The organism is Collinsella sp. 1033st1_E11_1033SCRN_220408, from assembly GCF_039062465.1.
In the GTDB taxonomy this organism is placed as follows: Bacteria; Actinomycetota; Coriobacteriia; order Coriobacteriales; family Atopobiaceae; genus Parolsenella.
In genome coordinates this window covers 26,520-36,868 of the sequence record NZ_JBCLNF010000010.1, presented here as the reverse complement: position 1 = coordinate 36,868, position 10,349 = coordinate 26,520, and the positions used below count along the sequence as shown (strand labels likewise).

At 64.7% G+C, this 10,349-nt stretch carries 10 protein-coding genes; 1 reads left to right on the top strand and 9 read right to left on the bottom strand.

Translation table 11 applies throughout. The annotated features are described in order from the left end of the window. Positions 1-133: 133 nt before the first annotated feature. Entirely contained in the window at positions 134-781 is a 648-nt protein-coding gene (locus tag ABCN07_RS07070) for an amino acid ABC transporter permease (RefSeq protein ID WP_343006014.1), read from the bottom strand. 36 nt (positions 782-817) lie between these two features. Beyond that, positions 818-1,732 (bottom strand): transporter substrate-binding domain-containing protein, encoded by a 915-nt coding sequence (locus tag ABCN07_RS07065; RefSeq protein ID WP_343006013.1) that lies wholly within the window; start codon positions 1,730-1,732, stop codon positions 818-820. Between the two features lie 209 nt (positions 1,733-1,941). On the opposite strand from ABCN07_RS07065, the gene ABCN07_RS07060 reads away from it, so the two are divergent. Further along, the gene (locus ABCN07_RS07060) at positions 1,942-2,631 is read left to right on the top strand and encodes a phosphatase PAP2 family protein (RefSeq protein ID WP_343006012.1); all 690 of its coding nucleotides are present in this window, start codon (positions 1,942-1,944) and stop codon (positions 2,629-2,631) included. A gap of 169 nt (positions 2,632-2,800) precedes the next feature. Here ABCN07_RS07060 and ABCN07_RS07055 read toward each other — a convergent pair whose 3' ends face one another. From ABCN07_RS07055 to ABCN07_RS07025, 7 genes are all read right to left on the bottom strand, one after another. After that, complete coding sequence (locus ABCN07_RS07055) at positions 2,801-3,736, bottom strand: helix-turn-helix domain-containing protein (RefSeq protein WP_343006011.1); 936 nt, start codon at positions 3,734-3,736, stop codon at positions 2,801-2,803. After that, positions 3,733-4,458 (bottom strand): hypothetical protein, encoded by a 726-nt coding sequence (locus tag ABCN07_RS07050; RefSeq protein WP_343006010.1) that lies wholly within the window; start codon positions 4,456-4,458, stop codon positions 3,733-3,735. The genes ABCN07_RS07055 and ABCN07_RS07050 overlap by 4 nt, the downstream gene beginning before the upstream one ends. Before the next feature lie 388 nt (positions 4,459-4,846). Beyond that, entirely contained in the window at positions 4,847-5,641 is a 795-nt protein-coding gene (locus ABCN07_RS07045; protein WP_293815451.1) for an ABC transporter ATP-binding protein, read from the bottom strand. A 5-nt stretch (positions 5,642-5,646) separates the two neighbouring features. Beyond that, positions 5,647-6,561, bottom strand: a complete 915-nt coding sequence (locus tag ABCN07_RS07040; RefSeq protein ID WP_343006009.1) for an ABC transporter permease — start codon at positions 6,559-6,561, stop codon at positions 5,647-5,649. 126 nt (positions 6,562-6,687) lie between these two features. Further along, complete coding sequence (locus ABCN07_RS07035; protein ID WP_343006008.1) at positions 6,688-7,671, bottom strand: ABC transporter substrate-binding protein; 984 nt, start codon at positions 7,669-7,671, stop codon at positions 6,688-6,690. Positions 7,672-8,293: 622 nt separating this feature from the next. Further along, positions 8,294-9,304, bottom strand: a complete 1,011-nt coding sequence (locus ABCN07_RS07030; RefSeq protein WP_343006007.1) for an asparaginase — start codon at positions 9,302-9,304, stop codon at positions 8,294-8,296. Then, complete coding sequence (locus ABCN07_RS07025) at positions 9,301-10,257, bottom strand: HDIG domain-containing metalloprotein (RefSeq protein WP_343006006.1); 957 nt, start codon at positions 10,255-10,257, stop codon at positions 9,301-9,303. Before ABCN07_RS07025 ends, ABCN07_RS07030 begins: the two co-directional genes overlap by 4 nt. Between the last annotated feature and the right edge of the window lie 92 nt (positions 10,258-10,349).

The following is a 10,349-nucleotide window of genomic DNA, read 5'->3' as shown; positions in this document are numbered from 1 at the left end:
TGCTGGGACATGGGAGGCCCCTCCTCGCTGTGCGCCTAGACAACCCACAGCATGCGGGAGGCCTCCCTATTTGTCACCACCCGGGTGTAAACAACCTATTGGCACATAACATCTAGGGGGCGACGTGAGGGCGCTAGGCGCGCATGCGGCGTTCGAGGCGGTTGGCGACGGCGACGAGTGCCATGACAATTACGTAATAGACGATGGCCACCACGATGAACGGCTCGAAGGCGCGGTAGGTGATGGCCTGCACGCTTTGAGCGGCGCGCATCATATCCATGAGGCCAATGGTTGCCACCAACGACGAGCTCTTGAGCACGGTGATGACCTCGTTTACCAAGGCGGGGGCCACACTGCGGAGTGCCTGGGGGATGATGACCTTGCTCATCATCGTTATGTAGGAGAGGCCGAGCGCGCGGCTCGCGTCGTACTGACCGCGGCCGACGCCTTCGATGCCGCCGCGCACCGTCTCCGAGACGGTGGCGGAGCCATTGAGGCCCAACGTGAGGACGCTGGCGGCGAACATCGTGATCTTATAGCCCGTGAGCTGCGGTGTCGCGAAGTAGGCGATGAAGAGCAACACGATGAGGGGCACGCCTCGGAAGATCGAGGTGTAGAAGTCGAGCAGCAGACGCAACGGCTTGCAGGGGATGACCTTGAGCACGGCGATGGCGAAGCCCACGACAAACGCGAGCAGGAGGGCAGCCGCCGTCACCTCGCAGGTGACGGCGAGACCGCCCACGAACATCGGCGCATAGGGTTCTATCAGCGAGAATTTCATGCTGAGCTGCCTGGGTGCTGACCGGTGGGTGAGACGCTAGTTTGCGGCAACGCCGGTGGTCGCGGTGCCGGAGGCGCTGGTGTCGTCGCCCCACTTGAAGTCATCGCCCACGTACTGGCCGATGAACTCGTCGATCGTGCCGTCAGCAAGCATCTCACCGATGCACTCGTCGAAGGCGGCGACGAACGAGGCACCCTTGGCGGCCATGATGCGATAGACGCCCACATAGTCCTTCGTCTCGGAGCGATCGAGGAAGCCGAGGACGAGGCCCTCGTTGGCGTCGCGCATGGACTGGCCTTCCGCGCCGTCGCACAGGTAGGCGTCGATGCGGCCAGAGAGGACTTCCTGCAGGCACTGGTCGCCACCGTCATAGGTGTGGATGTCGCCATCGGGCAGGACAGCGGAGATGAACTTGTTCTGGACGGTGCCCGTGGTGCAGGCGATGGACTTGCCCTTGAGGTCATCGATGGTCTTGACCTCGTCGTTCATCGTGAGAACGCCAACGAGCGGCTGGTAATAGCCGCGCGTGAAGTCGAAGGTCTCCTCGCGCTCGGGATTGGAGGACATGGCCATGGTGAACGAGGTGTCGCTGCTCTGGACGGAGGCGAGGGTTGCGGTGAACTCCTGCGGCTCAAAGTCATAGGTGAAGCCGAGGCGGTTCGCCATCTCGTCCGCGACGGCGATGTCGAGACCGACGACTTTCTGGGTGCCATCGGCCTGAACCTCGAGGTAGCGGTAGGGGGCGAAGGCGTCGTCGCCGACGAAGGTGAGCTTGGCGCCGGAGATGTCGGCGGCCCCGGCGGCAGTGGTGGCAGCGGAGGTCGTGGTGGCCTGCTGGCTGGAGCCGCAGCCGGCGAGGGCGAGCGGCATGGTCGCAGCGCCGGCGGCCATGAGCTTGAGGAAGCCGCGACGGTCGATGCCGGCGGAGGTGATGTGCTTCGAAGTGGACATAGTCATCCTTCTCTTTGGGGGAAGCGTTGTTTACATCTTAAACCACTAAATGCTGCAGAGTAACAAGCATGATAGACCTGTCGGTGAGAGGACGTGGCGCCGCGCGCGTCGGGAGGGCGCGGTTGTGATGCGCGAGGTCCGCGCGGGGCTTGCGCGCGTGGGCTTGGGTATCATCCTCATGTGCAAGTTCGATTTATGGGGGAACGCACATGTCTTCTGGCAAGGGCAGGGATTCAAAGACAATCGCGAGTCAGTTTTGCTCGCTTATCCGCGATAACGCGCGTTTTGTTGTGATCGCCGTGTGCTCCGCGGTGTTCGTGATGATTCTTGAGGATGTTCTCGAGCTTGAGTCGATGCGGCTGGATCGTGCGGCATATTGGCTCATCGTCGAGCATCTGCGTCGCCCGTGGCTCACGCCGATCATGGAGAGCTTCTCGGCGTTGGCGACGCCGCTGACGCTGCTCGTGCTGCTGCTGGCGGTCGCCGCGTTTGCCCCGGGTAGACGCCCGGGATGGTGCTGCGCCGTTAACCTTGGCCTTGTTGTTCTCATCAACCAGGCGCTCAAGTTCATCATCCAGCGCCCGCGCCCGGACGGATTCCGCCTTGCGAGTGTGAGCGGCTTCAGCTTCCCGTCGGGTCACTCGATGGTGGCGATGGCGTTCTTTGGTCTTCTTGCCTGGTTCGTTTGGAAGTACGAGAAGGACCATAGGCAGCGCACGCTTCTACTTGCCGCCTTTGGCATCGTCATCGTCATGGTGGGTGTGAGTCGTATTTATCTGGGCGTTCATTACGCGAGTGACGTTATTGGCGGATTCTGTCTCTCGCTCATTTGGCTCGCGCTTTACACGCGCATCGCCGTGCCGTTGTTTTTGGAGGATGGCGAGGACCCGATCCACTAGGTGGCGCGTCCGCGATTCGACGATATGACGCGAGGGCCGTCCCGTGGTGGGGCGGCCCTCGTTTGTTTCGGCTCGCGCGGGTGGAGCGAAGGCTGACCTCGAGCTCGTGCTCGGATGAGTGCACGCCAGCGGAGTGAAAGCTGGCCTCGAGCTCGCGCTCGGGCACGTGCTACTGGTTGGCGCGCTCGCTCACGGCGGCGGCGGAGATGCGCCAGCTACGGCCCTTCTTGCTTGCGGGAAGCTCGCCAGACTCAATGAGCTTGTAGATGGTGGGACGGCTCACGCCGAGAATGGCGATGGCCTGGTCGACGCTGAGCGTCTCGCCCGAAGGGGCGGGGGTGGCTGCGGGCTCGGGTTGGGCATCCGCGGCGGCTGCGGGCTCGTCATTTGTCACGGGCGTGGCCTCTGTTGTGGGGGCAGCCTCCTCCGACTGCGCGTCCTCGTCAGCGGCGACAGGCGCAGCGTCCTCGACGGGCGCGACCGGCTCTGTGGCCTCGGCAGCCGGCTTCTCTGTCTTGCGGGCGCGACGCCTCTTGGGCTTTTCGGGGACGGAATTCTCTGTCGCATCTTCGACGGGCGCGGGCTCGGGTGTCGGCTCAGGCTCCTGCGCCGCCTCCTGGTCGTCCGCCTTGGCTACGTTGCTCTCTGCAGCTTCGTCCGCCTTCTGCTTGCGGTTGCGGCGCTTCTTCTTGGGCTGGGGCGTCTCCTCGGCAGGCGTCTCCTGCTCGTTCGCAGCGCTACCGTGGCCCTCGTACGCCTCGGGCTCCGGTTCCGGTTCCGGTTCTGGCTCGGGTTCCGGCTCGGGCTCCGGTTCGCGGTGAGTGCGGACCCAGGTGCGAGCGATGCGCTCTGCGGTGAACTCATCCACCTCGCCACGAGCGTCCGCGGCGTCCATGGACTCATAAATGGCGGCGAGCGCCGCGTCGAGCGAGTCATCGATAGCACCGCAGGAAAGTGCGAGGTCGTTCAGAGCCTCGCAGCTCTTGAGGGGGTTCTCGGTGAGGTGCTCGACTACGTCGGAAGGAATCTGCGTTCCGGTGTCCTCGATTGCGGCAACAAAACAGCCAACGAGACGAGCGAGCGCCTCGGAAGTCTCGGTTCTCATGGGCTTGCGCCCTCCTTGTTATCGTGGGGTGAGGTAAAGCTAGCGTTGAGCATAGCACGTGCGTGCTGGGGCGTGGGGCTACCTCGAGGGCTCGCGGCGGAGCCGTGTCCCGCGCTCTTCTCCGGATCGGATTGAGTGAGCTCCGCAAGGTCGCTCGGCGTCTGGACCAGCTTGTGGAGCGCTGCCAGACGGAGGCGGTTCTCGATGACGGGCGCGCCGCCGGGCCTGGTGGCCGAGCTAAGGCGTTTGATTCTCCCGTCGGTGACGATCGCGCCGCGGAAGGGGAGGAGAACAAGCTCGATAAGGCAGGGGATGGTGCGGAAGAGCTCATCCGCCTCGCGTCTGATGAGCTTGACGATGATGAGGCGGGGCGGCGTGACGGCGTCTGCGGGCAGACAGGCGAATCGCTTGCCCTGGACACCAGTCACGACGAAGCGGCCCATGACGGGGGTGCGCCAGGACGCGATCGTGGCGAGGTCCCACTCGTCGAAATCCGCGGGATTCTCGGCTAGAAACTCGTCAATGAGCTGAGGGGCTGCCCATAGGCGGTCGAGCGCGTCTGACGTAGCGGCGATCCTCGCTTGCAAATCGCAGCTCCGGCCACGACGCGCGCCGGTCCGTTCCATCACAAACGCAAGCAGCGCCTTCATGAGGCGGAGGAAACTCGCCTCGCCGCGGAGCGCGTCGTCGTTCGCCGCCTTGTCCGTCCGCTTGTCTGTCATCCGGTCTCCCTTCGCAAAGTGGGAAGACCTTAGCGGAGACGAACCTGACAGAACCTTGCAGTTGGCGGACGCAAATCTGACATCGCAGCTCGGCGTGGGCACTTCGCAAAAGAAGACCGCCGCTCGCCGACGTGGTTATCGGCGAGCGGCGGTTCATGAGCGCGCGTTGCAGTGTGTTGCGGGCGTTAGGCCGCAGGGCGCGGACGCCGTGGCGGGCTGGCACCGGCCGGCTGCGTGGGGAAGAGGGGGCGAGGCCGCATCGGCGGGCAACGGACGAGGCCGCATTGGTGGCAACGGCATGTTGTGGGCGTCGGCTGCACGGGGAAGAGAAGGCGAGGCCGCATCGGAGGGGCCACGGCGCGTTGCGGGCACTCGCTGCCCGACCGCGTTAGCTCAGGAGCATGCGGTCGTTCGCGAGCTCGCCGCCGGAGACCTCCTCGAACTTCTGCAGCAGGTCGGGCACGGTGAGGCTCTTCTTCTCCTCGCCGGCCACGTCGAAGATGACGTTACCCTCGTGCATCATGATCAGGCGGTTGCCCAGGCGAATGGCGTCGTTCATGTTGTGCGTGACCATGAGGGTCGTGAGGCCGCGCTCGGCCACGATCTGCTCGGTCAGGTCGAGGACCTTCTTGGCAGTCTTGGGGTCAAGCGCCGCGGTGTGCTCGTCGAGAAGCAGCAGCTTGGGGTTGGTGAGCGTCGCCATGAGCAGGGTCAGCGCCTGGCGCTGGCCGCCGGAGAGCAGGCCGACCTTGGCGGTCATGCGGCTCTCGAGGCCGAGGTCGAGCGTGGCGAGGAGCTTGGGATACTCCTCCTTCTCCTGCGCAGAGATGCCCCAGGCAAGGCCGCGCTTCTTGCCGCGGCGCTTCGCGAGGGCGAGGTTCTCGGCGATCTGCATGTCTGCGGCGGTGCCACGCATGGGGTCCTGGAAGACGCGGCCGAGGTACTTGGCGCGCTGCGGCTCGTTCATGCGCGAGACGTCGGTGCCGTCGAGCTCGATGGTGCCCGCGTCGAGCGGATAGACGCCGGAGATCATGTTGAGCAGCGTCGACTTGCCAGCGCCGTTGCCGCCGATGACGGTGACGAAGTCACCCTCGGCAAGCTCGAGGTTCACGCCGGTGAGGGCGCGCTTCTCGGTCACGGTGCCGCGGTTGAACGTCTTGGTGACGTGGGAGAGCTTGAGCATGGCCATTACTGCTCGCCTCCCTTCGAGTAGGCGCGTCGGCGTTGCGTGCGCTCCCAGACGACGGGGACGCAGAGTGCGGCGGCGACGATGATGGCGGAGAGGAGCTTCATGTCGTTGGCATCCATGCCAAGCTGCAGCACGATGGCGCGGATGAGGAAGTAGACGATGGAGCCCGCCACGGCGGAGATCAGGCGCGGAGCGAACTTCGTGAGGCCGCCCGGCAGGAGACGCCCGAGCACCTCGCCGATGACGATGGCGGCAAGGCCGATGACGATGGCGCCCGTGCCCATGCCGATGTCCGCGTACTTCTGCTGCTCGCAGATGAGGCCGCCGGAGAGGCCGACGAGCGCGTTGGAGAGCGTGAGGGCGATCATCTTGGTGGTGTTGGTGTTCACGCCAAGCGCTCGGATCATGGCCTCGTTGTCACCGGTGGCGCGCAGGGCGGAGCCAATCTCGGTGCCGAAGAACCAGTACAGCCCCGCGACGATCACGACGGCGACGATGACTCCCACGATGATGGCGCAGACGTTGGAGGGCAGTCCCGTCGCGTCGCCGAGCGCGGAGAAGACCGTCCTGCTCGTGAGCAGCGGGGTGTTCGACTTGCCCATGACGCGCAGGTTGATCGACCAGAGGCTGATCTGTGTGAGGATGCCCGCGAGGATGGCGGGAATCTCGAACGCCGTGGTCAGGAACCCGGTGACCGCGCCGCAGAGGGCGCCGGCGATCATGGCGGCCAAAATGGCGAGCGCCGGATCGACGCCGGCAACCACGAGAACGGCGCAGACCGCGCCGCCGGTGGCGAAGCTGCCGTCGACCGTCAGGTCGGGGATGTCGAGCAGCTTGTACGTGATGAAGACGCCGAGCACCATGATGCCCCAGAGAATGCCCTGGGAGACGGCGCCGAGCATTGCTGTCAGCATGTCGTTCCTTCCATCCAAACGCGCCCCGGCGGCAATCCCGTCGGGGCGCGCAACGCAAAAACTCAAGCTAGTCTAGCGCGGAGACGTGTCGCCCGCGGTGTAGACGGGCGAATCCGCCTCGTCGTCCTAGGCGTCGAGCACGGAGAGGTCGATGCCGAGGGCCTCGGCCATCTCCTCGTTCTTGATGACCTTGAGCTGGTCGCCGGACTCGGACTCGATCGCCATGTCCGCGGGGTCGGCGCCCTCGGTCAGGATCTTGACGGCCATCTCGCCGGCCATCTTGCCGAGCTCGGTGTAGTCGATGGAGAGGGTGCAGATGCCCATGCCCATGCACATGTTCTCCTCGCCGGTGATGAAGGGAAGCTTGCCCTCCTTGCAGATCTGGCCAATCTGAGCGGCAGCTGCGGCGATGGTGTTGTCGGTGGGGGAGTAGCCCGCGTCGACCTTGCCAACCATCGACTCGACGACGCTCTGGACTTCGTTGGAGCTGGAGACGGTGAAGCGCTCGTGCGTGAGGCCGGCCTTGTCGCACGCGGCCTCGGCCATCTCGATCTGGAGGAGCGAGTTGGACTCGGCGGTGCAGTAGAGCATGCCGACGTGCTTGGCCTCGGGGAGGACCTTCTGGAGCATGGCGATCTGGTCATCGACGGGGTTCATGTCGGAGGTGCCGGTGAGGTTGCCGCCGGGCTTCTCGTTGTCGGCGACGAGGCCGGAGGCAGCGTAGTCGGTGATGGCGCAGCCGACGATGGGGACCTCCGTCGTGGCGGCGGCGACGGCCTGGGCGGCCGGGGTGGCGATGACGTAGATCAGGTCATCGTTGTCGCCCACGAGCTTGGAGGCGATGGTGGAGCAGGCGCTCTGGTCATTGTTAGCGTTCTGCTGATCGATGGTGTAGTTGATGCCGGAGGCGTCGAGGGCGGCGACGAAGCCCTCATTGGCGGCATCGAGCGCGGCGTGCTGGGTGAGCTGCAGAACGCCGATCTTGTAGGACTTCTCGCCGTCGGCGGCGGAGGTGGTGGCGGAGCTGCCGGAGTTGCCGCACGCGGCGAGGCCGAGCGCAACGGCGCCGGCACCGGCGGCCACGAAAGAACGCCTGGAAATGGACTTCATGGTTCCCCCTCTTTTTGTGGCGAAGCTGCGCGGAGCGATTGCTGCGCGCAACGGTGCCACGTTGGTAAGCGTAGGCAGAATTCTAATCGCACGCATTTCGATAAATGCCTCTGCCTGCGCATTTAAGGGGTGTCAGATACGCAGTTTTAACGTTTGGGGGAGCGCCGGGGTGGCTGGCTTGCCTTCGCTGTCGCATGCGCGTGCGCTGAACGTGTTTACGGCATGGACAGCGTGCGTGTGGGTGGGGCGGATGGGCGGCGCGCGTATGGGTGGGGTCACATGGGCGGCGGGGCTTTGACGCTACGGCAAATTTTCGAGCAGGTGGTCAAAAAGGGCATCTTGGCGTACGCGAGAACCGCTAATAGAGGACTATGACGTGTGGCTCGTGCTTTGGCGATTTCTAAAACCGCAGGTAGACGGATTGACTAATTACTGACCCGGAGACAGTAACGTCCGGATGGGACCGATGGGCTCGGGACAGGCCCTTTGGAGCCAAGAAAAAGGCGGCTCCGGGGCCTCTGGCGTACGCCAAGATGGGTATTTTGACCACCTTGCCGAAAAAACTCTATTAAGGGATGGCTTGGACTATTAAGGGAGAGCAAATAGTCCGGAGACGGCGCGGCTAGGCAAGGCGGTCGTGGTTGACGGGGCGATAGAAGAGCTCGCGAAGCTCGCGCGGCTCGCGAGTCTGGCCAAGTGCCCACATCGTCTTGGCGACGAGCGCCTCGCAGGTCATGTCGTCGCCCTTGAGGATGCCCGGGTGCTCCGCATAGGCACGGCCAACCTCATATACGCCGAGGTCAAGGCCCTCCTCGGGCACCTGGGTGGTGACCACGAGCGTGCGGCCGGAATCAACCCAGCCAAAGATTGCGTCGTGGAGCGAGTCCGGAATGCCGCCAATGCCAAAGGTCTCGAGGATGATTGCGTCGTAGTCTTCGCGGAGGAGCTCGAAGACGTGGGGGTTTACCTCGGGCGTTAGCTTGAGGACGAAGACGCGCTCGTTGAGGTCATGGTAGACACGGGGCTCCGCGGCAATGGCGCAGCTTGCTGCCTGCGCGACAGGCGTCTCCACGGCGCGAACGATGCGATTGTTTCGAATAAGTGCGAGGTCAGGGTAGTTAACGCTCGTAAAGGCGTCGAAACTCATCGTGCGCTGCTTGCGCGCGCGAGTGCCGGCGACAACCTTTCCCCCAAACACGACGGAGACGTCGCGCGACGCGGGATCCGCCGCATAGAGGACGCTCTGGAAGAGGTTGAGGCGGGCGTCGGTGAAGGGACTTGCCATGGGCTGCTGCGAGCCGGTGAGCACGATGGGCCGCGAGCTGTCCTGGATGAGGTAGGAGAGAGCGGCGGCGGTGTAGGCCATGGTGTCGGTGCCGTGCAGCACGACGAAGCCGTCGTAACCCTCGTAGCTCGCGAGGATGGCGTCACCGATCGCTTGCCAATCCGCGGGGCGCATGTTGGTGCTGTCGATGTTCATGACTTGGACAACGTCGACATCTGCAAGCTGGGCGATCTCCGGGACATATCCGGCGAGCTCGTCGCCTGTGAGCTGGGGCGTGAGGCCAGAGCCCTCCTCGGCGGAGGCGATGGTGCCGCCAGTGGCGACGATGAGGACGCGCGGCTTGCTCATTCGTGAACCCCTTCAAGATAAAGGTCGAGCTCATGTGCCATGCGCTGGAGCTCGGACCGGGTGTGCGGATTGCGGAACGGCGCCTCGATGCCAAAGGGCTTCGTGAGAAGCGCCGTCGCGTAGCCTTGCTCCCTCATTATCCCGCGACTTTGCGGGTAGGCGAGCTCGAACGCGAAGCAGGCGAAGCTGACGAGGAAGTCCGCGGGTTGGGAGCGGTCGTCGCGCAACATGCAGCGGCGGGCGTCGAAGGCCTGTGTTGCCTCGGGTGAAAGCGAACTTGCGAGCAGCTCGTCTGCGTCGCAGCCGAGGATGGTCTCGGGGGTGTCCGCGCCGACGGTGCGTAGGATGTCGATCTTGTCGGCGTCGCGGACGAGCTCAGTGAAGGCGCGCGTGCGCGGGTCGAGGTCACGGGGAAGTCTGTAGTCGCTGTGCAATTCGATAGCGGTGCGAATGGTGACGTCATCTGCGGACGAGTCGATAAAGTCGCGGATGCGAGGGGTGCCGAAGTCCGGAGTGGCGGCGGGGACGGGTTCTCCGAGGCGCTCGCGCTTACCAAAGAGCACGGAGGCACCCAGCTTGGCATGGCTACAAGAGACGGCGTCGCGGAAGGTGTTCCAGCGGCGAACCTGTTCGAAGCGACCCATGTCGTGAAGGAGGCCGCAGAGCCAGGCGAGGTCGACGTCGGCGGCGGGCCAGCCCTGCTCGCGAGCGATGCGGTCGCAAAGGTCTGCCACGTGAAGCGTGTGCGTTACCTTGAGCGCGATGCGTGGGTTGGCGGGGTCATACGGCGCGACGTAGGCGAGGAAGGCAGTGCGAGCGCGCTCGCGGTCGATGGAGGCGGCGAGGTCGCCGGGCGTGGGAGCGTTGCCGGACGCGGCGGCGTTGCCGGGAACGCCGGTGGTGTTGCTATGGGCGTTTGAGCTGCGGTTTATTGGGGAATCCGTCTGTGCCATCTGTCGTGAGCAACCTTTCGCGCCTCGATCTTGGCTCGCGGGATTGAGCCGTGTCTTGGCTGAGGGTACCACGAGCGCGCGTGGGCGCGCGG